Origin of the sequence: Vibrio gazogenes (genome assembly GCF_002196515.1) — a bacterium.
GTDB classification, from domain to species: Bacteria; Pseudomonadota; Gammaproteobacteria; order Enterobacterales; family Vibrionaceae; genus Vibrio; species Vibrio gazogenes_A.
Genome location: NZ_CP018835.1, coordinates 639,579 through 662,822, shown reverse-complemented (window position 1 = coordinate 662,822; position 23,244 = coordinate 639,579). Strand labels below are relative to the sequence as shown.

The 23,244-nt window shown below is 44.2% G+C and carries 19 protein-coding genes; 14 read left to right on the top strand and 5 right to left on the bottom strand.

All coding sequences use genetic code 11. The features are described from left to right. Position 1: 1 nt before the first annotated feature. The 6 genes from BSQ33_RS02940 to BSQ33_RS02915 all read left to right on the top strand — a co-directional run bounded on the left by BSQ33_RS02940 (position 2) and on the right by BSQ33_RS02915 (position 6,475). Entirely contained in the window at positions 2 to 1,156 is a 1,155-nt protein-coding gene (locus tag BSQ33_RS02940; protein WP_027693990.1) for an HDOD domain-containing protein, read from the top strand. 78 nt (positions 1,157 to 1,234) lie between these two features. Next, complete coding sequence (locus tag BSQ33_RS02935; protein ID WP_021018959.1) at positions 1,235 to 1,600, top strand: response regulator; 366 nt, start codon at positions 1,235 to 1,237, stop codon at positions 1,598 to 1,600. Continuing rightward, a complete protein-coding gene (locus tag BSQ33_RS02930) occupies positions 1,597 to 2,178 on the top strand; it encodes a chemotaxis protein CheC (protein WP_021018960.1) in 582 nt (193 codons plus the stop codon). Before BSQ33_RS02935 ends, BSQ33_RS02930 begins: the two co-directional genes overlap by 4 nt. An 8-nt stretch (positions 2,179 to 2,186) precedes the next feature. Beyond that, the gene (locus BSQ33_RS02925; protein WP_021018961.1) at positions 2,187 to 3,506 is read left to right on the top strand and encodes an ATP-binding protein; all 1,320 of its coding nucleotides are present in this window, start codon (positions 2,187 to 2,189) and stop codon (positions 3,504 to 3,506) included. A gap of 44 nt (positions 3,507 to 3,550) precedes the next feature. Then, entirely contained in the window at positions 3,551 to 4,861 is a 1,311-nt protein-coding gene (locus BSQ33_RS02920) for a sensor histidine kinase (protein WP_088133213.1), read from the top strand. Between the two features lie 270 nt (positions 4,862 to 5,131). Further along, positions 5,132 to 6,475, top strand: coding sequence for a response regulator (locus BSQ33_RS02915; RefSeq protein WP_021018963.1), 1,344 nt, complete (start codon positions 5,132 to 5,134; stop codon positions 6,473 to 6,475). Here BSQ33_RS02915 and thiD read toward each other — a convergent pair. Then, the gene (gene thiD / locus BSQ33_RS02910; RefSeq protein WP_021018964.1) at positions 6,456 to 7,376 is read right to left on the bottom strand and encodes a bifunctional hydroxymethylpyrimidine kinase/phosphomethylpyrimidine kinase; all 921 of its coding nucleotides are present in this window, start codon (positions 7,374 to 7,376) and stop codon (positions 6,456 to 6,458) included. The genes BSQ33_RS02915 and thiD overlap by 20 nt on opposite strands. Before the next feature lie 336 nt (positions 7,377 to 7,712). Between thiD and BSQ33_RS02905 the strand changes: the two genes are divergently transcribed. The 4 genes from BSQ33_RS02905 to BSQ33_RS02890 all read left to right on the top strand — a co-directional run bounded on the left by BSQ33_RS02905 (position 7,713) and on the right by BSQ33_RS02890 (position 11,669). Continuing rightward, a complete protein-coding gene (locus BSQ33_RS02905) occupies positions 7,713 to 8,765 on the top strand; it encodes a FecCD family ABC transporter permease (protein WP_021018965.1) in 1,053 nt (350 codons plus the stop codon). A 2-nt stretch (positions 8,766 to 8,767) separates the two neighbouring features. Continuing rightward, a complete protein-coding gene (locus tag BSQ33_RS02900; RefSeq protein WP_021018966.1) occupies positions 8,768 to 9,556 on the top strand; it encodes an ABC transporter ATP-binding protein in 789 nt (262 codons plus the stop codon). 150 nt (positions 9,557 to 9,706) lie between these two features. Further along, positions 9,707 to 10,381 carry a response regulator transcription factor gene (locus BSQ33_RS02895; protein WP_021018967.1) on the top strand — a complete coding sequence of 225 codons (675 nt, stop codon included), beginning with the start codon at positions 9,707 to 9,709 and terminating at the stop codon, positions 10,379 to 10,381. 1 nt (position 10,382) lies between these two features. Then, a complete protein-coding gene (locus BSQ33_RS02890; protein ID WP_021018968.1) occupies positions 10,383 to 11,669 on the top strand; it encodes a sensor histidine kinase in 1,287 nt (428 codons plus the stop codon). A gap of 54 nt (positions 11,670 to 11,723) precedes the next feature. On the opposite strand, the gene BSQ33_RS02885 is transcribed toward BSQ33_RS02890, so the two are convergent. Further along, positions 11,724 to 13,163 (bottom strand): sucrose-specific PTS transporter subunit IIBC, encoded by a 1,440-nt coding sequence (locus tag BSQ33_RS02885; RefSeq protein ID WP_088133212.1) that lies wholly within the window; start codon positions 13,161 to 13,163, stop codon positions 11,724 to 11,726. 272 nt (positions 13,164 to 13,435) lie between these two features. Here BSQ33_RS02885 and BSQ33_RS02880 point away from each other — a divergent pair, with 272 nt between their 5' ends. Beyond that, complete coding sequence (locus tag BSQ33_RS02880) at positions 13,436 to 14,422, top strand: LacI family DNA-binding transcriptional regulator (RefSeq protein WP_088133211.1); 987 nt, start codon at positions 13,436 to 13,438, stop codon at positions 14,420 to 14,422. A gap of 127 nt (positions 14,423 to 14,549) precedes the next feature. Then, positions 14,550 to 16,178: a glycoside hydrolase family 32 protein gene (locus tag BSQ33_RS02875; RefSeq protein WP_088133210.1), complete on the top strand. Its 1,629-nt coding sequence runs from the start codon at positions 14,550 to 14,552 to the stop codon at positions 16,176 to 16,178. A gap of 55 nt (positions 16,179 to 16,233) precedes the next feature. Here the strand turns inward: BSQ33_RS02875 and BSQ33_RS02870 are convergent, their stop codons facing one another. Continuing rightward, entirely contained in the window at positions 16,234 to 17,178 is a 945-nt protein-coding gene (locus BSQ33_RS02870) for an aminoimidazole riboside kinase (protein ID WP_088133209.1), read from the bottom strand. Between the two features lie 534 nt (positions 17,179 to 17,712). Here BSQ33_RS02870 and BSQ33_RS02865 point away from each other — a divergent pair. After that, positions 17,713 to 18,660, top strand: coding sequence for a glutathione S-transferase family protein (locus tag BSQ33_RS02865; protein WP_021018973.1), 948 nt, complete (start codon positions 17,713 to 17,715; stop codon positions 18,658 to 18,660). A gap of 101 nt (positions 18,661 to 18,761) precedes the next feature. Here the strand turns inward: BSQ33_RS02865 and pta are convergent, their stop codons facing one another. Further along, positions 18,762 to 20,906 carry a phosphate acetyltransferase gene (gene pta, locus BSQ33_RS02860; protein ID WP_021018974.1) on the bottom strand — a complete coding sequence of 715 codons (2,145 nt, stop codon included), beginning with the start codon at positions 20,904 to 20,906 and terminating at the stop codon, positions 18,762 to 18,764. A gap of 133 nt (positions 20,907 to 21,039) precedes the next feature. Further along, positions 21,040 to 22,236 (bottom strand): acetate kinase, encoded by a 1,197-nt coding sequence (locus BSQ33_RS02855; protein ID WP_021018975.1) that lies wholly within the window; start codon positions 22,234 to 22,236, stop codon positions 21,040 to 21,042. A 338-nt stretch (positions 22,237 to 22,574) separates the two neighbouring features. Between BSQ33_RS02855 and yfbV the strand changes: the two genes are divergently transcribed. Next, the gene (gene yfbV, locus BSQ33_RS02850; protein WP_027693991.1) at positions 22,575 to 23,027 is read left to right on the top strand and encodes a terminus macrodomain insulation protein YfbV; all 453 of its coding nucleotides are present in this window, start codon (positions 22,575 to 22,577) and stop codon (positions 23,025 to 23,027) included. Positions 23,028 to 23,244: the final 217 nt, after the last annotated feature.

Genomic DNA, 23,244 nt, shown 5'->3' with positions numbered 1-23,244 from the left:
TATGGCAAATCTTGAAGTGGTATGTGTTGATGATGATGAGTTTATGTTAAAAGCCATTGGCCGTTTGGTGCGTCGTTTGCGCCCTGAATGGCGGTTTCTCCTCCTTGATGAACCGATGCGGTGGGAGGAGATTATGGCTGACTCTGACATTGAACATCCAGCGATATTTATTTCGGATCTATTGATGCCAAAGAAGCGCGGTGATGCGTTGCTGAATGAAGTCAAAATGCGTTTGCCGGAGTCAATCAGAGTACTGTTAACCGGCGATACAACTCAAGAATTACCTCAAAAAGCTCACGGTTATGCCCACTTCGTTTTACCCAAACCATTTACTCAGGATGATTTTGAACACCTATTTCAGTGTGCCGAACGCTTACATAAAATGCCGTTTAATGCGGAATGTCGTCAAAAGCTAGGGTCTTTATCGGGGTTGCCTGTATTGCCGCATACCGTGCAGGAATTACAGAACGTCATTGCCTCACCTAATTGTGACATGCATTTAATGGCAGAGGTGATTAGCCATGAGCCCTCTTTAGTTGCCCGGATATTCCAAATTGCCAATTCATCGTATTTCGGATTCAGAAGACATACGGATTCACTGTCTGAAGCGGTCAGTCGATTAGGGGCGACATTAATTGAAACGATTGCTGTGTCTTTATTAACGCAAATTCCTCATCACCGGGTTTCACCGAGACAGCATCAGCAGGTCGCAGAACGAGCTCTCAGGGTCGGTTCGATTGCGCGATTAATCGCAAAAGAGATGAATTTTGCTCGTCATGAACAGGATAAAGTGTTTGTTGCCAGTCTATTAACATCAATTGGGACGCTGCTCGTATTGGAAGAAGGGGCAACACTTGAAAATATCAGAACCTATCTGGGGTTGCAGGATGGCTACTATGATCACCATGTTGCGGCTGCTTATCTGCTGATTCTATGGGGATACGATATTGATATCGGTGACATGATTTTATCTCAGAGCCATATCGATTTTCTCAGTCAGGATGAAACCGTCGTATATGGCAGTATTGTCGGCTTGGCTTACATGGTTGAGAAGTTCAAGGCAGAAGAACAATTCAATCAGCTCGCAGAGCAATTACCCAGTGTTGTCGGGGGGGCCGTGTCGGCGTTGATTCCATTATTATTAGAAACAGCCTAATAAATTTTTTAAAAACAATATGATAACAAATTAAATTACAACAGCGTTGATGATTTCTTGAATGTGAGGGAGATGCCAATGGCAATCAATGTAACGATAGCAGATGATTCAAAAATGTCGCGTAAGTCAGTGATGAGAGCATTACCTGAGCGGTGGGATGTGAGTATTCATGAAGCCTCGAACGGGAAAGAGGCGATCAACAATTATAATCAGGGGCTGGCAGATGTCATGTTTCTCGATTTAACCATGCCTGAAATGGATGGCTTTCAGGTGTTGGAACACCTGCATCAAATTGATGCTAAAACGGTCGTGATTGTGATTAGCGCAGATATTCAACCTTATTCTCAGGATAAAGTAAAACAATTAGGGGCTGCATCATTTATTCAGAAACCGTTAGACCCGACACTATTGGAACATGTATTACATGAGGTGGGATTGTTATGAATACGGTTTTATCTGCAGATCACCAAGACGCACTTCAAGAGTTCATGAATATATCGATGGGGAGAGCCGCGAATAAACTAGCGACTTTACTGGATCTCCATGTCACAATTTCTGTGCCGAATATTCGTTTAGCGACTGATGAAGATTTAGCCCGCCTGAAACAATCAGAGTCTGATTACTATTACACGCGACAATCCTTTTTCGGTGGTATGGATGGTGAGCTGATCACCTTAATCAGCCGTCTCGGATGCCAACAGGTTGTGGCGGACTTGAATCGTGTCAAAGGGCATACATCCGATGCAATCAATGTAGACGAAAGTATTCTGGATATTTCAAATATTCTGTCTGGGGCAAGTCTCAAGGGATTGTGTGAACAGATCGAAGTCAAAACTAAAATTCAACCCCCAGTCTTATTTGAACCTTCGAGACAGCCTTTACCTGTCTCTGAATGGAAACTTTCTCTGATTATGGAAATCTCGTTTCTGATTGAGAAAGATTCGTTTGCCGCGCGAACAATTATCTGTTTTGCGGATAGGGAGTTAGACCGAATGCTTGAGCGCCTAGATGAATTGTTATAGGAGTCAGTATGGCTAAAAGTAGGTTATTACTGTCAGATTTATTAGACCAGCTTAATTTTGCGTTGTGTATCATTCGCAATGATTACTTGATTGTTAAAGCAAATGAGTATTTTCAGTCACGAGTGATTTATGCAGGAGGTGCGATCCAAGGGCAGAATATTCTGACGCTTTTTCCTCACTCCGCTGATTATCTGAAGCGAAAGATTGATACTGCATTAGTGATTGAGTCATCGAGTTTTTCGTCATGGGAACAAAAACCCCATGTTTTACCCTTCAAAAGTTCTCGACCCGTATCCGGTGAAGAAGAGCAAATGTTCCAAAATCTGGAAGTCATTCCGATCCACAATGAAGATGGCTCTATTGAGCATGTCTGTCTTTGTATTTACGACGTGACCATTCAAGCCAGCCAACAAGCGCAGTTGCGGAAGATTTCTCAACAATTGGAGATCGAACATCAAGAACAAAAAATGTTGATTAAGAAACTGGAAGAGACGCAAGGGCAGTTGATCCAATCTGAAAAAATGGCATCGATTGGTCAGTTATCTGCGGGCATCGCTCATGAAATCAATAATCCGGTTGGCTTTATCACGTCAAATATTCAGACTTTGCATGATTACTTTCAGCGTTTGGCTCAAGTCATTGAGAAGATGAAAGAGATGATTGATGAAGGCGGTGATAAGGCATTGGCAGAGCATTGCCAAGCCGTATTACAGCAGCAGCAAGTGAGTTTTATTTTGGAAGACACATCAGATTTAATTCAGGAGTCACTGGAAGGTTCATCCCGAGTGATGTCTATTGTGAAGAACCTGAAAGATTTTTCACACATTGATGGTTCGGAGTGGGGGTATGCCAGTCTTGTGAATGGCATTGAATCGACACTGAAAATCATTCATAACGAGATTAAGTACAATATTGCGATTGAAAAAGATTATCAGGCAGATATTCCGGATGTTTATTGTCAACCGATGCAAATCAATCAGGTATTGCTGAATATTTTAGTGAATGCCAGTCAGGCGATTGAAGGAGAAGGGACGATTTATATTTCCGTCCATCAAGTCAATGAACGTTATGTTGAAATTCGGATTCGTGATACGGGGAGCGGTATTCCTCCTGATATTCAGGACCGCATTTTTGATCCTTTCTTTACCACGAAAGCGGTTGGATCCGGAACGGGATTAGGGTTATCTGTTTCTTACGGGATTATTAAAGCGCATAAGGGGACGATTGCCGTTCAGAGTGAAATCGGAGCTGGCAGTGAGTTTATTATTCAGCTCCCTATCGATGAAGTGACGGCAACCGATGAAGCTGTTGAGCAAGCAACACGTTGAGTTGCGTTTTCTGTTTTTGGTCTGAACACTGAAGGATAGATAATGTGGGACATGCGTCAATAGAAAACGATATTCAAACCAAGCCAGTGATTCTCTCTGATGAGGCTCGATTGTGTGCAAACCCCGATCTTACTCTGGATACCCTGCGGCGGATACTGACTTCTGAAAGTCAGGATGAAAGCATTGATCTATTTGTGGACTTCATGAGCGAGACCTTTGCTGATACGGACATTTACCTATTTACTCTCCATGAGTTAGATTCTTTACGTTTGATACGTTCTCGTCCGTTATTGACTGGCCCGGTTCGAGAGCAATGCTTTCCGATTTTCACTCATAACGAGTTTTGTTGTATCGAACAACTCAAACACTCCCGTTTCTGGGCTGAACACTATGCCCCTTTTCTCCCAGCGATGAGCCAAGCATTGGGTGTAACGATTCAGGTTCATTCTCGTTATTACATGATGTTACTCACTTCTGAGTCTGAAGCGTTGTGGCAGCCAAACAGTCTAGGGACATTGCACCACATTATTGAAGTGGTGAAGATTGCTCTCACCTATATAACATCGACCGAGATGATGTATAACAATCGAGATGTCGAACAGACTGAGAAATTTGCCTCTTTAGGCAAATTAGCAGCAGGCGTCGCACATGAAATCAATAATCCTCTGGGATTTATCATGAGTAATTTAGGCACGCTGAGTGCTTATATGAGAGAGTTTAAACAATTTGTCTCGATGTCTGAGACACAAAAAACTGCCGTAGAAGAGATACTGAATGATAGTGAGGCAATTATCTCTGAGACGCTCGAAGGACTCTCCCGAATTCAGAATGTTGTGTCGAGTTTGAATGTCTATAATCATGTCTCCAGTTCAAACATCGGGGTTGTTGACCTGCGGGATGTGATTAGTTCATCGCTGGGTCTGATCCTTGGTGAACTCAAGATGCAGGCCAGGATTGATTATCAGGCACCAGATCGTCCCATGTATGTCAAAGGGCAATCCAACAAACTGCAACAGGCGTTTATCCACTTGATTATGAATGCTTTCCAATCGATTACACATACAGATGGTGTCATTTGTATTCGTTTGGAATATGAGACGGGTGTACTCATACCGAGAAAGCGGAATCTGTGTCTATCGATTCAAGACAATGGTAAAGGCATTTCCGAGGAACACTTGGAACATATTTTTGAACCGTTTTTTACCACCAAGCAAGTGGGGAGTGGTGCCGGATTGGGGCTCTCTGTTGCCAAAGAAATTATTGAAGAGCACTTTGGTCTGATTTCAATTGAGTCTGAGTTAGGCAAAGGGACTCAGGTCGAGATTCGGTTACCTTGTGTTGTCAGTATGCCTTAGGCTGACATGTACGCTGATGCGCATTCGTGGACTTGATGATAAGCGTTCGGTTGTAAAATTTGCCCTAGGAAGTTCAGGCCCCATTTTGGAGTCCAGTTCAACATTGGTGTAGCCGCTTCCGGTACATTTTTCACCAAGCCTTGAAAAGTATAATATAATTGAATTACTTACAGAGAAAGTCCTCTCGGTGGTGATTTGGGGTTGATAGTCCGAGCCTATAGAACAAACCCATATTGTTCTGATAAGCGAACAGAAGCAGGAGCGATCATCATGGAAAGTCATGTTACAGAGTCGGATCGACTGACACTGCTCTTATTAGATGATGAAAATGATATTCTGAAAGCGCTTAATCGGGTGCTTCGTCTCGATTATGATGTCGTGAGTTTTAATGATGGTCGCGAAGCATTAGCGCATTTGCAAGAGAATGAAGTCTCAATCATTATTTCCGATATGCGGATGCCAGAGATGGATGGTGCGGAGTTTTTATCTCAGGCGAAAGAAATTGCACCGGATGCGATCCGGATTCTTCTGACGGGGTACAGTGATATACAGTCTACTGTGAGAGCGGTGAATGCCGGTGGCATTCATACCTACATCAGTAAACCTTGGGACAATGAAAATTTAAAACTGATCATTGCCAAATCCGCTGAGTTTTTTCGTTTAACCAAAGAAAAAGAACGCTTGTCGGAAGAACTCGAAGAACGTAATCAACAGCTTGAAACGATGAATCAGGCACTTGAAACCTCCAACCAAAAATTATCCGATTTTAATCATCAACTTGAATTACAAGTCCAGGAAAGAACTCAGGCATTAAGCGCGTCCAATACTCGGCTAGAAATGTTGCTGAAGAGTCGTAATAAAACGTTCAGAGATATTTTGGGCATGGTCACCGCGATTATTCAGCATCGAACAGGATTCCCCGCAGATCACGCGGAGCGAATTGCCAATCAGGCCAAGTCTGTCGCGCAACGTCTGAAATTACCAGAGGCTGATATCGGCCATATCTATTTATGTGGTCTCATGCACCAGATTGGCTTGATCGGTGCGCGGGACTCTGAAATTGAAATGACTAAAGTCGATCCGGAAAGTCAGGTGCCGATTTCACCGAATGCAAATGCGGTTGTCGGGGCAACAATTGTCGAACGGATTAAACGTTTTGAGCCATTGGTTGAAATGATTCGTCATCAGGATGAACTCTATAATGGGTTAGGACGGCCTGATCATCTGCGAGGACCGGAAATCCCCATTGGTGCCAGAATCATTAAAGTGGTGAAAGACTACGATTTCTATGTCGCTTCACCTTATAACCCGAAGAGAATGACCACCAAAAGTGCGCAAGGATATCTGAAGCAACAGGCCGGTGAATTGTATGATCCTCAGGTGGTTGAGGTGTATCTTGAGATGCTGAAACAACCTAGCCGAGTTGAAGAAGGAGTTGAACTCTGCATTGGGTTGAGTGAAATCAAACCGGGGATGGTGATCAAGCGCGATCTCTATCTTCCCAATGGCAATCTGATGCTCACCGCCGGAAACGCCATCAGCGCGGCATTATTGTCTCGGCTGAAGTCAATCGAGAAACAGACCAATATGCCGATTACGGTTTATATTGGGTAATGTCGGATACGTCTGTGAGTTTGATGGACGGGCTGATAAGCGATGATTGACCGATGGTTTGTTGCTCAACAGTCTGTTGATAGAAATGATGTAACGGGCCTTTCCCCCGGCCTACATCCAATTGACTTGCATGACGAATCGCACCGGAAATATAGGTTTTCGCTGCTTCGACGGCTGAAGAGAGTGAATGACCACGAGCTAAATAAGCGGCAATGGCTGAAGAGAGTGTACAGCCTGTACCATGCGTATTTGATTCATCAATTCGGGGGGCACTGAACATCGTTGTCGTTGATGCTGTGATAAGCCAGTCTTGGCTGTAATGCGGGTCATCGGCATGACCCCCTTTGAGTAAAATGGCCGGTAAACCGAGGCGCTGTAAATCTGCGATCATCTCTGTTGGGCGCTGAATGGACTCATCTTCTGTATCTCCGGTCGGATAACCTAGTAGTACTGCTGCTTCCGGCAGATTTGGTGTGACTAAATCTGCCATTGGCAGCAGCCTGTCTTGTAATGGTTGTAAGGCATCTTGACTCAGTAACATTCGTCCACTGGTTGATAACAGCACTGGGTCAATCACCAGATGGCGGGGACGAACGGCCTGAAGTTTATTGGCAACCGCTTCGACAATCTCTGCATTGGCAAGCATCCCAATCTTGACGGCTACAATATTTAAGTCTGAAAACACCGCATCAAGTTGCTGCATCACATGACTGACGGGAAGCGGTAGTACATCAAATACGCCTTGGGTATTTTGGGCTGTGGAGGCGGTCATTACTGAGCAGGCGTAACAACCTGTTGCGGCGATAGTTTTAATATCGGCTTGAACCCCAGCGCCACCGCTGCTATCACTACCTGCAATGGTCAGCACAACCGGAATCGATGATGGGGAAGACGGAGTCATAGCGGTGTGTCCTTTTAAATTGTGCTGTGAGGGCTGTGCTCGTTTTGCCGTTTGAGCGAGAGTCATTCTATACATTGAATCGATGCGACATCAACCAACTTGAGCTGACAGATATAACATTATTTTGAAAATAAGAATGACTCTCATATTTGTTTAGATATAATGCAGCTTCTTTCTGATTTTTTTAGTTTAAGCCGAGTATCATCAGTGATTCGAGATTCTGATCAGGTTAATGGGGAACGTATGACGATAGTGGAGGAGACTGTGCTATCCGTATTACTCATTGATGATAGAAGTTATGGTCTGCTCGGGCCATATTGTCACCGGAGTTAAAACATGCAAGCCGATTTAATGCTTGAAGCAGTTGCGAAACAGAGAGCCAACGAAAAAAAACGTTGGACAGTCATTGGTACGATTTTGGCGGTTCTCGTTGTTTCGTTTATTCTCGATGTCGCCACGGGACCGTCGATGCTTGACGTCTCTCGGGTTGGCAACGCCTTGTTACAGTGGTTGGGTTTTCCTGTCTCAGTGGATCCGATGACGCAAGTTATCGTAACCAACCTCAGGCTACCTATTGCTCTCATGGCCGTGATTGTGGGGGGCTCGCTTGGCATTGGCGGTGCAGAAATGCAAACCTTGCTGAATAATTCCATGGCGAGTCCTTATACATTGGGAATGGCTGCTGCGGCAGGGTTTGGTGCAGCGTTGATGCTGTATATGGACTCTCTGGGGCTTGAATCATACGTTGCCGTACCGTTGGGTGCTTTTTTCTGCTGTATGCTCTCCGCCTGTTTTCTGTTTGCCTTGGCAACGATGCGTCATATTACCTCCGGGCAGTTGATTCTGGCCGGGATTGCCTTACTGTTCCTGTTCCAATCACTGTTGTCACTGGTTCAGTTTGTTTCTTCTCCGGAATTAAGCCAGCAAATCCTATTTTGGCTATTTGGTAGCCTGTCGAAAGCGACTTGGACAAATCTGATCATTACTGCGGTTGTGACAATTATCTGTTTATTCATGTTATTGAAAGACTCTTGGAAACTAACCGCGCTGCGACTCGGAGAAGAGCGGGCTAAAAGTCTCGGTGTTCATGTTGCGAGTCTACGTTTGAAAACGCTGTTTATTGTTGCGGTCATGACCGCTACGGCAACCAGTTTTGTTGGCATTATCGGTTTTGTCGGGATTGTCGCACCGAATATTGCACGGATGCTGGTTGGGGAAGACCAACGATTTTTCCTGCCATTATCTTTTCTGATCGGTGCTTTTTTGCTGTCCAGTGCATCCGTTCTTTCTAAAGTGATTGTTCCCGGCGCACTATTTCCGATTGGGATTGTTACCGCAATTATCGGCGTTCCGTTTTTCTTCTGGCTCATTATTGGTAAAAGGCGTTAGTAATGCTTCATGTGACTGACTTAAATTTAAATATTGATGGGTTAACCTTGGCTGATCAAATGGCTTTTAGCCTTCAGCCCGGTAAAGTGAGCGTCATTATCGGCCCGAATGGTACGGGGAAGAGCACATTGCTGAAAACGCTATTTGGCGATCTTCGTCCCCAATCCGGAGAGATTGTTTTTGGCGACCAAGTTCTTCAGCACAATAAAATTTCAGACTGGCGTCAGCAGTTTGGTTATATGCCTCAGGATATTCGCCTCGATGTTAGCCTGACGGTGATTGAAGTTGTCTTACTAGGGCAATTGGATGCATTGAGTCTGCGGGTCGATGATCAAATGTTGGAAGACGCGCTGACGGCATTAAAACAGATTGGATTATTACATCTGGCGAATCGGGATGTCCGGACCTTGAGTGGCGGGCAGTGCCAGATGATTTTATTTGCACAAGCATTGATGCGTCGTCCTGAGATTCTAATGCTGGATGAACCCGTAAGTGCTCTGGACCTTCATTTCCAACATGTCTTGTTGGACCATCTGGTCGAACGGACGGAAAGTCAGGGCTGGGTGAGTCTGATGGTACTACATGATTTGAATCTTGCCGCACAGTATGCCGATCATTTATTAGTGCTGAAACAAGGCAAGGTTGTTGCGCAAGGAAGTCCACAAGCGGTCCTCACCCCAGCGTTAATTCGTGATGTGTATGGGGTAGAGGCTGAAGTGACTCATGATCAGCAGGGCATTCCTTTTGTCCGCACATTGCGTTCAGGGCGTATCAATCGCGCAGCAGCATAATGTTCAGCTTCTTGATAAAGTTAACCGACTCTTAACCAAAATTTTATTACATTGCGTGTGGATATTGACACATGTAACCTGAAGATGCCTATTATGATGATATGACAGTCAGGTAAAAATTTGCGGGCAAGAGGGTGAGCAGAATTTCAGATGCTGAAAGTATTACTTGTCGAAGATGATTTAGATTTGGCAACAGCTATCATCGATTACATGGCGCTTGAAGATATTGAAGCGGATTATGCAGCCGATGGGCAGATTGGCTACAATCTCATCACCAGCCATACATATGATGTGATAGTGCTGGATTTAAACCTACCTAAAATAGAGGGTTTGATTGTTTGTGAGCGAGTACGTTCTCAAGGCATTCAAGTCCCGATTCTGATGTTGACCGCGAAGGATACGCTTGACGATAAACTACGAGGTTTTTCAAAGGGTGCAGATGACTATCTGGTGAAGCCGTTTGAAATGGAGGAGTTGATTGCTCGGGTGAAAGTTTTATCGAAAAGAAAGAGCGGTCAGGTTTCCAAATTGGTTGTCGAAGATCTTGAGTTAGATTTGGCTGTCAAAGAAGTTCGCCGGTCCGGTGAATTGCTGAAGCTTTCTCCGATAGCAACCAAAATTCTGGAAATTCTGATGCGTGAATCACCCTCGACGGTTTCCCGGGAAAAACTCATCCAGACGGTTTGGGGCAGTGAACAACCCGATAGCAATAGCTTGAAAGTTCATATATTCAACCTCCGCAAACAGGTCAATAAAGCGGGTTTCAAACCGCTGATCCACACGGTTCCCAGTTTTGGATTTGCTATCAAACCGGTGGAAGATTGACATGCGAATTCGTCGTAGTCTGAAAATCTATTTTCTATTTGCCGTGATTTCAGTCGGTGCATTGGTGGTACTTGTTTTTTCGACCTTAGCTGCCAGTTTCTTTATTCAGGGGTCTGACGTAAGTATTCGTTATGCGATGACCCAAATGGCACGGGAAATTGCACATTCAAAGGTGCACCCGAATCAACTACAAGGGTTTGCTGTTTATCAACACTGGGAAGATACGCCTGCACTGGTGAGGGAACATATCCCGAAATTGCAGGCTCATCAGGCTTTTGGCAAATATATCAAGCGGGATAACTGGTTTGATATTCCGACCGCAGCGGCTTTTGTGTTGCGTTATGATAATGCACCACAAGGGACTTTCTATATCTCTTGGGTATTTACCGATATTCTCTCTCATCTTCAGCAAAATAATGCGGATACAAATTATTATCTGCGCATTCTGATTTACGCCATTATTGCGATTACCCTTTTTGCATTGATTATGGTGGTTCTATTGCATCGGATTGCCATTCCGGTTGAGCGTCTTATCGACTGGGCGAAAGCATTATCTTCCGGTAATCTCAATCGTGCAGCGCCTGATTTTTACTATAACGAGTTAAATAATCTGGCTGAAATTATCCATTCAAGTTTGCAATCAGTACAAACAACGCTGAATCGAGAGAAACAATTTTTGTCGCATGCCAGCCATGAATTGAGAACACCTATCTCGGTGGTTCGAAGTAATAGTCAGTTGATGAAACGTCTCCTGCAAAAAGAGGGGACGGAAGAAAAGCAGCAGCAAGTGCTGGATCGGATTCTCCGGGCGGGAATGACGATGACAGAACTCTGTGAAACGTTGCTTTGGCTGAATCGTGGCAAGTTTGACAATCTATCGGCAGAGCGTGTGGATCTGGAAAAATTAGTCCATCAGATTTGCGATGAGCTGAATTACCTGGTGCGTGATAAAGAGATTGATATTACCATCGAAACTGACCCAGCCAGTTACCAATTACCTTTGGGTATGGTCAGAATTGTATTGGGAAATTTAATCAGGAATGCTTTTCAGCATACTTATCATGGCCAGGTCGAAATTATTCAGTTAGGTCAGACGGTCAAAATTAGAAACTATAGTGGCATTGGCGAAACGGATGAGAGTCTTGGATTTGGTCTGGGACTGCATTTGACCAGTTGTATTATCGAACATTATCGATGGCCTTATCATGTTGAAGAGCTGGCAACCGGGAGAGATGTCTATATCAGTTTTACGACTGTTGAGGTAGACAATGAGACACCTCAGTCATGAAGCGATGTAAAAAAGCCCATCGATGATGGGCTTGGGGGAAGCGGTGAGAGTTGACTAAGCCGCAGCTTTCGTCTGCTGTTTTGCTTTGTTTCTCACACCCAGAGCATAAGTTAATCCGAATGCAGTGATAAACGAAATTGCCATACCAATTATATAATAGCTGAGTTTGGCCGGATTGATGGAAATAATTCCTGGTAGGCCTGCGGCTCCCAATGCATGTGCTTTTACATGGAAAAAGGTAATGAAAGCACTGGCGATCGCCGAACCGGTGATTGCAGCGATGAAAGGATAGCGCATTTTTAAGTTGACCCCGAACATTGCAGGTTCTGTAATACCGAGTAGTGCTGTAACCCCTGATGGAATTGCAATCCCTTTCAGCTTTTGATCCCGTGTCATCATCCCGACAGCGAGAGATGCAGCGCCTTGAGCAACATTGGACATTGCTGCGATTGGGAAGATAAATGTACCACCTGTGACTGCGACATCAGCCAAAAGTTGCGTTTCAATCGCAATGAAACTGTGATGCATACCGGTAATCACGAAAGGCGCATAAATAAAGCCAAAAATAGCCCCGCCGATGAAACCAGCTGATTCATACAACCAGTTCAAACCGTCACCTAATAGGAAACCTAAATCTCGTGTGAACGGGCCGACCACGGTGAAAGTAAGAAAGCCTGTGACGAACAGTGCCAGTAGTGGTGTGAGCAGATTATCCAGAACGGAAGGGATGACTCTCCGCAGGCTGTTTTCAATCTTCGCCAGAATGAATGCACAAACAAGAACCGGAAGGACCGAGCCTTGATAGCCGACTTTCTGAATCTCGAAGCCTAAAATATTCCATGTTGGGATTGTCCCGTGGACCGAGGCACTACCAAATCCCCAACCATTGAGTAAATCCGGGTGAACCATCAACATCCCGAGTGCGGCACCAAGGAATGGGTTACCACCGAATTTTTTGGTGGCGGAAAATGCCAGTAAGATGGGTAAATAAACAAATGGCGCATTGGCGAAAGTATTGATCATGCTGGCAAGGTCAGCCAGTCCCGGATTGGCGTCAATCAACGACTGACCATCAATGAATAGCCCCTTGGCGGTGAGGACATTAAATATCCCCATCAATAAACCACCGGCAACAATCGCAGGAATAATAGGGACAAAAATATCAGACAGCCCTTTGACGGCACGCTGGACAATATTCTGTTTTTGGGCACCAGCTTGTGCGACATCATTGGTTGACATCTCCGCCATTCCAGTGGCTTCTGACATAGCGGCATATACTTGATTGACAATCCCGGAACCAAAAATGATTTGGTATTGCCCTGCGACTTTAAATTGACCTTTGACGCCTTCGATCTCATTAATGGCATCTTCATTAATCACAGATTCGTCTTTGAGTGCTAATCTTAGACGAGTTGCACAGTGTGCTAATGCTTGGATGTTTTGTTTGCCACCCAGATGCTCTAGTAGCTGTTTCGCGATGACTGGATAGTCCATAACTTACTCCGATTCTGTTATTGGATTATATTTTTGTATACAGATAATTCTATCTTTTGGGAACGTTTGCAATTTGGATTCTTGTCAATAATTAACAAATGGTCAAAACCATGTGGAGTATTATGTGAGTCAGATCGCTAATGGAACGACGAATTATGACGAAAACAAGGGTAAAATCACGTTGTCACGACTGATGGTGACATTTCATCCCCAATTTTTAGTTGACACCTGGGTGTGATTGCAATTGATTCCAAAAGGTATAAGGAAACGGAATGGCGAGTTTACATGATGTCGCAAGGTTAGCTGGTGTTTCAAAATCAACAGTCTCGCGTGTAATTAATAATGAATATGGCGTAAAAAAAGCGACCAAAATCAAAGTGTTAGAAGCTGTTTCTCAATGTGGCTATGTTGTCAATCAGGTTGCAAAGGATTTAAAATCCCAGAAAACGAATTTGATCGGTGTCATTGTACCGCGGGTCTCATCACACGCAACTGCACAGGGTGTCGATGGTTTGACAGCCATTTTTGAGCCTGCGGGAAAACATGTTCTGCTGGCCAATACGCATCAGAATCATAGTAAAGAGCTCGAATATATCCAGATTTTTAACCAGAAGCGGGTTGAAGGTATTGTGTTTTTCGCAACACATCTGGATATGCCATTGATTAAAGCTATCCAACAGTCATCTGTTCCAGTGGTACTCATCGGTCAGGATGGTTCTTTATATGATATTCCCAGCATTATCCATGATGATTTTCGTGTTGGTTACGAAGCCGGGCAGCGTTTAATCGCGCAGGGGTGTCAACAGGTTGGATTTATTGGTGTACAAACGGATGATCTTGCCGTAGATGAGCTCCGTTCCCAAGGGTTGGAGAAGTCGTTGCACCTACATCAACAACAAGTCGTCTTCCATGCCCACGGTGACTTCTCCATTGAATCGGGTTATCAGTTGGCACGTGAGTTTTTACAGGCATATCCGGCAACCGATGGACTATTTTGTGCGACAGACCGAATTGCGGTCGGGGCGATTAAAGCGATGCGTGAGATGGGGATAGCAGCCGGAGAGCAGGTTAAAGTGCTGGGGGTTGGTAATGATGAGTTGGCGTATATCAGCAGTCCATCACTTTCAACGTTTAATTATGCCTTCGACAAAGCCGGAGAAAATGCAGCAAGAATGCTGCTAGACCGAATTGAAGGCCGTGGTAAAGAAATGAGCAAAGTAGTGTTGACCTTCGAGAATATTGAGCGTGAAACCTGTTGAGCAATGAAGAGTTGTGCCGATGTTCACATAATATGAATTTGGTATGACCAATTTGTCGTGTTCTCTTGCATTTTTTTGGCAGATCTATATTTTGAGAACGTTCCCAGAAATATAGGACTATCGATACATGTGCTTAGAAGATCTCATCGAGTTGGCTGGCGGTGTCAGTAATATCTATCGGGTATTGTTGCCAGAACATCATGTTTCTCTCGCTGTCCGAAATCCGGATGTCATTCAGAATTTACCTGCTGATGTTGTACTTGAAGAAGTATTGGGAGAATGGCATCTCACCGATTTATCTGATGAAACCGTGAATGAAGATGCTTTATTCCGTCTGGGAAGAGCCATTGAAGCGCAGCAAAGAACACAATTGAGTGATTTGGCACAACCTGTGGCTTGTCATTATCGTCCATCTTGGCATATTGCTCCCCCTCGTGGGTTATTGAATGATCCGAATGGATTTATTTTCCATGAAGGGCAGTACCATTTATTCTACCAGTGGTCTCCAGTTGGTTGTGCCCATACGGATAAGTATTGGGTCCATACGTTGAGTGACGATTTACTGAATTGGCGCTGGAATGATGTTGCATTGACACCATCAGATTGGTTTGATAGTCATGGTGTTTATTCTGGTCATGCTGTCAGTCTGGATAAAGCGTTGATGGTCTTTTACACGGGGAATGTCAGGCTGGGTCAAGAGCGCTCCCGTCAGACGATGCAGTGTGCTGCGATCTCACAAGCTGGTGAGCCGCTACATAAAATTGGTCCCGTGATTCGTGAATTACCACCGGGTGTGACTGAGCACACGCGAGATCCGAAGGTCATTTACCGAAATGGCAAATGGATGATGTTCCTCGGAACACAAACGACAGCGATGCAAGGTCGTTTAGCCGTCTACCATTCCGTCGATCTTCGCCATTGGCAATTTGATAATCTGTATGGTCATGAATTGGGTGATTTTGGCTATATGTGGGAATGTCCGGATATTTTCAATGTAAATGGCCAGGATTGCTTCGTTTTTGCACCACAAGGCATTCAATCTGAAAGTGAATTGAATACCGTCCCACATCAGAATCGTATTGCTCAGGTGTCATTTAACGCGCAGGATGAAATCTCAATTTCTAAGCTACAAGTGCTGGATCACGGCTTTGATTTTTATGCCCCGCAGAGTATGGAAACACCGGACGGACGACGAGTGATGTGTGGCTGGATGGGATTACCGGATGAACTGAAGCATCCGACTTGTCGTTCTGGTTGGATTCACCAGCTAACCGCATTACGTGAGCTTGAATTCGTCGGTGGTAAGATTGTTCAGCATCCTCTGCGGGAGTTGGCCGCGCTACGCGGCGAATTACATGATATTTGCTTAGAAAATGATGCTGTCGATCTGAATACCAAAACATTTGAGCTGTTTGTAGAGCTTGAGTGGGGAAGTCGGCTTCGTTTATTTGAAGACGAGCAATACTATATTGAGATTTATCTTGACCCGATTAAACATCGTTTATTGCTTGATCGTACCCATACTCAAATTGAAGAAGGGGATACTGTTCGTGAAGTTGAATTATCTTCCGGTAGTGTTGCGTTACAGATTCTTGCTGATAATTCATCACTAGAGATCTTTATCAATCATGGAGAAGCCGTGATGACGACTCGGGTCTTTACACCTGAGTCTGCCACACGACTGTCCGTAAAAGATGCCACAGTGAATTTACAGGTTTACGAACTACAGGCGCCGGTAACGCCTTATCGTTCATAGCATCTTTTTCATAACGGGTGATGCAATTGCGTCACCCGTTTTTATCAGAAATCGATTAATTTTTACCAGAACTATGTTCACGCATAATCAGTTCGAGTAGTTGATGACGTTGCGGTAGAGCAGTCATTGCACCTTTGTGTGTCGTTGCCAAACCACCGCAGCAATTACCCCACGTCACAGCATCAATGATCGTTGCTCGATTCTTCCATTGTTCGAACTCAGATAAACGGCAGAGCATCCCCCCGACAAATGCATCTCCGGCACCCGTGGTATCAACGACATCGACTGGACGACTGGGGACTTTGATCTGTTCTCCCTGACTGACAATGAGTGTCCCTTCTGCACCTAATGTAATGACAATTAATGGGATCGAAAATTTAGCCAATGTTTGCAGGCCATCTTCAATCGTTTCAGTTCCGGTCAGCAAAGTGAGTTCTTCTGCGGAAAATTTAACCACGTCAGCTTGATATACAACTTGCATGACGGTCGGAATCATTTCTTCAGGATTTGACCAGACTTCTTCTCTCAAATTGGGATCAAAACTGAATGAGCCACCAGCTTGTTTGATCTGTTGAATGGCAGCGAGTGTTGAACTTCGACTCGGTTCATTTGCCAATGCAATGGAGCACACATGCAACCATTCATTTTGTTGAAACTGCGGGATATCATCGGGGATTAGAAATTGATCGGCACTTGGTTTTACCATAAATGTGAAACTACGTTCACCATGATCATCTAGATCGACGACGACAGTGGAGGTTCGCTGTGCTTTATCAAGTAATAAATAATCAGTATTGACCGATTCTTCAGCCAAGACCTGGCGCATAAATTTACCCATCGGGTCAAAACCGACGCGACCAAAAAATGCACTTTCTCCACCTAAACGAGCGATAGCAACTGCGACATTTGCCGGTGCACCACCCGGGCATTTTAAATAATGAGATTCACCGTCAGGGATTAAATCAACGACAGCATCTCCGGTTAACCATATCGTATTCACTGTGATGTCTCCTGTATATTTCACGGCTATTATTTTACCTGAACCGATCAAATATATCACGTGTTATTATGATAATAATGATATTATATTAATTCATATTTTTCAGTGTTTTATGTTAATTTGTTGTGGTTATGGATAGTGCTAAATCTTTGTTTTTAGCGCTTATGGGTAGTTTATTTATAAGCGGTTTTTATAGATAATTTAATTGATTTTAAAAAATTTAAATGATTATTTTTATTTGTTTTAATATCAGGTTTTTTCTATTTTTTAAATTATTTTATATAGTGATTTTTATATTTTAAGGCTATTCAATGATTATTCTATTCGGTTTTTAAATGGTGATGAATCATATCATTCATCATTGATGATTTATTTTTTATACCTTTTATTGACATGATTTCTATTGAAATGGTTTTTATTTAGATGCTACTGGCTGTTCATTCGAATTATTTGAATATGAAAGCCAGAGATGGTGAGTGTTGAATCGGGTGGTATTTTCCTATAATCGACCTATACAGAGATAAGGGGGGATTTATGGGAAAGCTTATTGAAGGTACATGGCATGATGTTTGGTACGACACAAAGAGCCAGCAAGGGCGTTTTGTTCGTGAGGATGCAGGGTTTCGTCATTGGGTAAAGCATGATCCTGATGCACAGTTTCAACCAGAATCCGGACGTTACCATCTGTATGTCTCTCTTGCTTGCCCGTGGGCGCATCGGACCCTGATTTTCCGTCAGCTTAAAGCGCTGAATGATCATATTGATGTCACAATCGTTTGTCCGGATATGATGTCTGAAGGATGGACATTCGGGATTCCGGAGCCACTCTTTGGTCATACCCGATTGCATCAGATCTATACGCGAGCAAAACCGGACTATACCGGTCGGGTGACCGTTCCGGTCCTTTGGGATAAAAAGACCAATACGATTGTGAGTAATGAGTCGTCTGAGATTATCCGGATGTTTAACAGCGAGTTTAACCATCTGACAGGCAATTCGCTGGATTTTTATCCGAAATCATTACAGGCAGCGATTGATCAGTGGAATGACCGCATCTACCCGAATGTGAATAATGGGGTTTACCGTTGTGGGTTTGCAACCACTCAGGATGCTTATGAAGAAGCGTATGAATCGTTGTTTGAGGAACTAGATAAGATCGATGCTCACCTTGCCGGTAGCCGTTATCTGGTTGGTAATCAGTTGACCGAAGCGGATTGGCGGTTATTTACGACATTAATTCGTTTCGATGCAGTCTATGTCGGCCATTTCAAATGTAATAAACGTCGTATTGCAGATTACGAGCATTTATCCGGCTATCTGAAAGAGTTGTATCAAATTCCGGGGATTCAAGACACAACTGACTTTTATCATATCAAGCGGCATTATTACTTTAGCCATACAGGGATTAATCCGACACAAGTGGTTCCCGCAGGCCCTGAGTTGGATTTGCTGTCTCCGCATGGCAGAGCGCATCTTACTTAAGGGTAAGCGGATATCAGTGCTAACCTGTGCTGACTTTGGATGACAATATAAAAAAGCCCTCGCTCCAAAACGCAGCGAGGGCTTTTTTTACGAACCAGACATTATTTCTGTTCTTGGCTCGCCTGAATCGCTGTCAGAGCAACGGTGTAGACAATATCGTCAACCAGAGCGCCACGAGACAGATCGTTAACAGGTTTACGCATGCCTTGCAGCATTGGACCGATAGAAACCAAATCAGCAGAACGCTGTACCGCTTTATAAGTGGTATTACCCGTGTTCAGATCAGGGAAGACAAATACCGTCGCTTTACCTGCAACTGGTGAGTCTGGGGCTTTTGACGCGGCAACGTTTTCCATGATTGCGGCATCGTACTGAAGCGGACCATCAATGATTAGATCAGGACGTTTTTCTTGTGCGATGCGTGTTGCTTCGCGAACTTTATCAACATCCGCACCCTGACCAGAAGTTCCTGTCGAGTAAGAAATCATTGCAACACGTGGTTCAATACCAAACGCAATCGCAGAATCAGCAGATTGAATTGCAATTTCAGCCAGTTGTTCTGAATTTGGATCCGGGTTGATGGCGCAGTCGCCATAAACCAGCACCTGATCCGGAAGCAGCATAAAGAAGATTGAAGACACGAGTGAAGCATTTGGTGCGGTCTTAATCAACTGTAACGGCGGGCGAATTGTATTTGCTGTTGTATGCACAGCACCGGAAACCAAGCCGTCAACTTCACCTTTTTCCAGCATCATCGTTCCCAGAACAACCGTATCTTGTAACTGTTCTCTGGCGACAACTTCGGTCATACCTTTGTTTTTACGCAGCTCAACTAAACGTTCGACATACTGTTCACGAGCATCAATCGGGTTGATGATGGTGATACCTGTACCCAATTCAACACCTTGTTGGATAGCGACACGTTTGATCTCTTCTGGGTTACCCAGCAGAACACACTCTGCAATGCCACGCTCAGCACAAATTGATGCGGCTTTGACGGTGCGAGGCTCATCACCTTCAGGTAAAACAATACGTTTGTTCGCACGACGTGCAAATTCGGTAAGCTGATAGCGGAAAGCCGGTGGACTGAGGCGACGGACACCTTGTGTCCCTTCAGTCAGAGAGTCGATCCACGGCCCGTCGATATGACTGGCAACATGCTCATTGACGAACTCGATTCGTTCTTTGTCATCTGCCGGTACTTCGAGGCTGAAACTCTGTAGGTTCAGGGATGTTTGCCAGGTGTTACCTTGCGCTTTGAAGATCGGCAGACCCGATTCAAATGCCGGGCGACATAGGTTCATGATTGTCTCAGGCATATCATAACCACCGGTCAGGAGCACCGCACCGATATCAACCCCATTCATTGCTGCTAATGCTGCGGCAACCATGACGTCAGGGCGATCCGCTGAAGTAACTAATAGAGAACCCGGTTTGAAATGCTCAATCATGTTTGGTAGTGAGCGGGCACAGAAGGTAATACTTTTGATCCGGCGCGTGTTGATTTCACCTTTGTTGATGATTTCTGCATTCAGGTGCTTCGCCATATCAATCGCACGTGTTGCAATCAGATCAATACGCCATGGCACACAACCCAGAACACGAATCGGACTGGAATTGAAGATTTGCATGACTTCAAGATTAGTCTGTTTGGCTTGATCACTATCGTCAAAAATTTCTGACAAATCTGGTCGGGTACGGCCGTCTTCATCAACGGGAGCGTTGAGCTTGTTGATGATCACACCAGAAATGTTGTTATTCTTCGTGCCACCGAAGTTTGAACAAGCCACTTCAATCCGTTCTTTCAACTGTGTTGGATTGTTCGTTCCCGGAGTGGCGACAAAGACAATTTCGGCACCCAGAGTGTTGGCAACTTCAGCGTTGACTTGATTGGCGAACGGATGTTTCCGCGTTGGAACAAGACCTTCAATCAGCGTGACTTCGGAATCTTTGTTCACTTGATTATATCTTTCCACGATGGTCTCAAGGAGAACATCCATCTGTTCACTACCAATCAGTGTCTCAACCTTTGACATCTGCATGGGTTCAGCGATTTTGATATCGCTGCTTGAACTTAAAATGGCTGAAGTCAGATCCGGTTGGTCTCCGCCGTGACGAGGTTGGGCAATTGGCTTGAAAAAAGAGACCTTAACACCTTTGCGCTCCATCGCGCGGATTACCCCGAGACTGACACTGGTTAAACCAACACCGGCACTGATAGGGATCAGCATAATAGTACGAGACATGAGTAGAGTACCTTTAGCTATTGATTGCAATACAAGTGAAAATTTGATTGCAGAAAGGAAAAAAGCTTAACGTATAGACGTTGTTAAGCCCCAGAACAAAACTGGCTAACTCATCGAGTTAGCCAGTGTGACATTACAGACCTGCGAGTCTTGCAGTGTCTTCAGCGATGACCAACTCTTCATTGGTAGAGATGACCATTGCTGGAATTCGACTCTCTTCAGTGGTGATTGTACCTTCACCACCGAAGCGGGCTTTCAAGTTCGCTTCTTGGTTCAACTGAATACCAAAAATGCTTAAACGATTTAACACCATTTCACGAATAGGTGCTGAGTTCTCACCGATACCGCCGGTAAATACGATGGCGTCCAGACGACCATCCATACTTGCAGTGAAACCTGCAACGTATTTTGCCAGACGATGACAGAATACATCCATAGCACGGGTTGCATCTTCTTTTGTACCGTAGTTTTCTTCAACGTAACGACAGTCAGAAGTGACTTCAGTCAGGCCTAGCAATCCGGATTCTCTCGTCAGCATGGTGTTGATCTCTTGAACAGAGTAGCCGAGCGCATCATGCAAATAGAAAACAATGGCTGGATCGATATCACCACAACGAGTTCCCATCACGAGACCTTCCAGCGGCGTAAGTCCCATCGATGTATCGACAGATTGACCGTTTTTGATCGCACACACTGAAGCACCATTGCCTAAGTGGCAGTTGATGATATTCAGTTGGTCGCTTGGTTTACCCAGAAGCTTCGCAACTTCACGCGTGATAAACAGGTGAGATGTACCGTGCATCCCATAGCGGCGAATACCGTGTTCTTTATAGAGTTTATATGGCAGTGCATATAAAAATGATTCTTCCGGCATGGTCTGATGGAACGCTGTATCAAACACGACAACATTCTTCAGACTTGGAAATGATTTCTGTGCTGCTTTAATACCGATAACATGAGCATGGTTATGCAGTGGTGCAAAGGCGGCTGCGTCTTCGATACCTTTCAGGACGGAATCATCAACCAAAACAGATTGAGTGAAATGTTCTCCGCCATGTACGATTCGGTGACCGACTGCTGCCAGATTGTCTGCCAGTTCTGGTTTAGAAGCGAGAATGGTTTCAACGATAAAAGCTAAAGCTTCTTCATGGGCAGCGCCATTTCCTAGTTGTGCTTCATGCTTGCCATCCAATTTCCATTTGATTCGAGCTTCTGGAAGGTGGAGACATTCAGCAAGACCGGTGAGATGCTCATTGCCATTTTCGGCATCAACGATCGCGAACTTTAGAGAGGAACTACCGCAGTTTAAAACTAAAACTAGCTTTGACATGAATAACTACCTGTATAATCGGTTTAGATAAAATCGGCTCCAAGAATAATATGACAAAGTGGGTCATAAACTAATCTTGGTCAAACAAACATCAACTTACGTCTACCTATCGTGATTGACTTAAAGGTTACACGTTTTATTATCGCCTAACGAAGTTTCAAAGTTGCTTAAATCACAAATCAAGGCAACAATGAGAGTAAGGCGCGCAAAGGATAGCGATGTTCGATCATTATAACAAAAAAAATTGAACAAATATTAATTTCGGACAAGATTTTACGGGATTAGTTGAAGATTTCAATTATTCTTATAGTTTGTCTGCCAGTGAGTGAGAAATGCCAATGAGCCATAATGCAGGATTGATCCATAATCTGAGAGATGGGCAAAAGTACATGGATATCTGGCCAATGCGTAAAGAGCTAGCCCCGATATTCCCTGAGCAACGGATCATCAAAGCAACTCGTTTTGCGGTGAAGGTCATGCCCGCAGTGGCAGCGATTAGTGTACTGACCCAAATGGTTTTTCATAATATCGGCGCTGTGCCGCAAGCGATTGTCGTTGCTCTGTTTGCGATTAGCCTCCCCTTGCAAGGGATATGGTGGTTAGGAAATCGGGCCAACACACGATTGCCACCTTCTCTGGCAGAATGGTATCGCGAGCTACATCAAAAGATTGTTGAAACAGGTTTTGCGTTAGAACCGATGAAGGCGAGACCCAGATACAAAGAGTTAGCTCAGGTATTAAACAAAGCATTCCGCCAATTAGATAAATCAGCTCTTGAGCGCTGGTTTTAATTTCTGCTCATCGACATATCTTCTATTTCATAGTCTTTTATAAAAGGCTATGAAATCTATTTTATATTTGCACCCTGCCTGATCGTGATTTATGTATATATCTATCACTATATTATTCTTCTGAGTGAACGAAGGTATAAATCACGCTTCCCTTTACTGTAACTTGCTGGTAATAATGTTGTTCATTGCAGTTTGTAACGCAGTAATAACAACTTAA

Coding starts and splice junctions, on each gene's coding strand:
- BSQ33_RS02940 (WP_027693990.1), top strand. CDS start 2: ATGGCAAATCTTGAAGTGGTATGTGTTGATGATGATGAGTTTATGTTA.
- BSQ33_RS02935 (WP_021018959.1), top strand. CDS start 1,235: ATGGCAATCAATGTAACGATAGCAGATGATTCAAAAATGTCGCGTAAG.
- BSQ33_RS02930 (WP_021018960.1), top strand. CDS start 1,597: ATGAATACGGTTTTATCTGCAGATCACCAAGACGCACTTCAAGAGTTC.
- BSQ33_RS02925 (WP_021018961.1), top strand. CDS start 2,187: ATGGCTAAAAGTAGGTTATTACTGTCAGATTTATTAGACCAGCTTAAT.
- BSQ33_RS02915 (WP_021018963.1), top strand. CDS start 5,132: ATGGAAAGTCATGTTACAGAGTCGGATCGACTGACACTGCTCTTATTA.
- thiD (WP_021018964.1), bottom strand. CDS start 7,376: ATGACTCCGTCTTCCCCATCATCGATTCCGGTTGTGCTGACCATTGCA.
- BSQ33_RS02905 (WP_021018965.1), top strand. CDS start 7,713: ATGCAAGCCGATTTAATGCTTGAAGCAGTTGCGAAACAGAGAGCCAAC.
- BSQ33_RS02900 (WP_021018966.1), top strand. CDS start 8,768: ATGCTTCATGTGACTGACTTAAATTTAAATATTGATGGGTTAACCTTG.
- BSQ33_RS02895 (WP_021018967.1), top strand. CDS start 9,707: ATGCTGAAAGTATTACTTGTCGAAGATGATTTAGATTTGGCAACAGCT.
- BSQ33_RS02890 (WP_021018968.1), top strand. CDS start 10,383: ATGCGAATTCGTCGTAGTCTGAAAATCTATTTTCTATTTGCCGTGATT.
- BSQ33_RS02885 (WP_088133212.1), bottom strand. CDS start 13,163: ATGGACTATCCAGTCATCGCGAAACAGCTACTAGAGCATCTGGGTGGC.
- BSQ33_RS02880 (WP_088133211.1), top strand. CDS start 13,436: ATGGCGAGTTTACATGATGTCGCAAGGTTAGCTGGTGTTTCAAAATCA.
- BSQ33_RS02875 (WP_088133210.1), top strand. CDS start 14,550: ATGTGCTTAGAAGATCTCATCGAGTTGGCTGGCGGTGTCAGTAATATC.
- BSQ33_RS02865 (WP_021018973.1), top strand. CDS start 17,713: ATGGGAAAGCTTATTGAAGGTACATGGCATGATGTTTGGTACGACACA.
- pta (WP_021018974.1), bottom strand. CDS start 20,906: ATGTCTCGTACTATTATGCTGATCCCTATCAGTGCCGGTGTTGGTTTA.
- BSQ33_RS02855 (WP_021018975.1), bottom strand. CDS start 22,236: ATGTCAAAGCTAGTTTTAGTTTTAAACTGCGGTAGTTCCTCTCTAAAG.
- yfbV (WP_027693991.1), top strand. CDS start 22,575: ATGAGCCATAATGCAGGATTGATCCATAATCTGAGAGATGGGCAAAAG.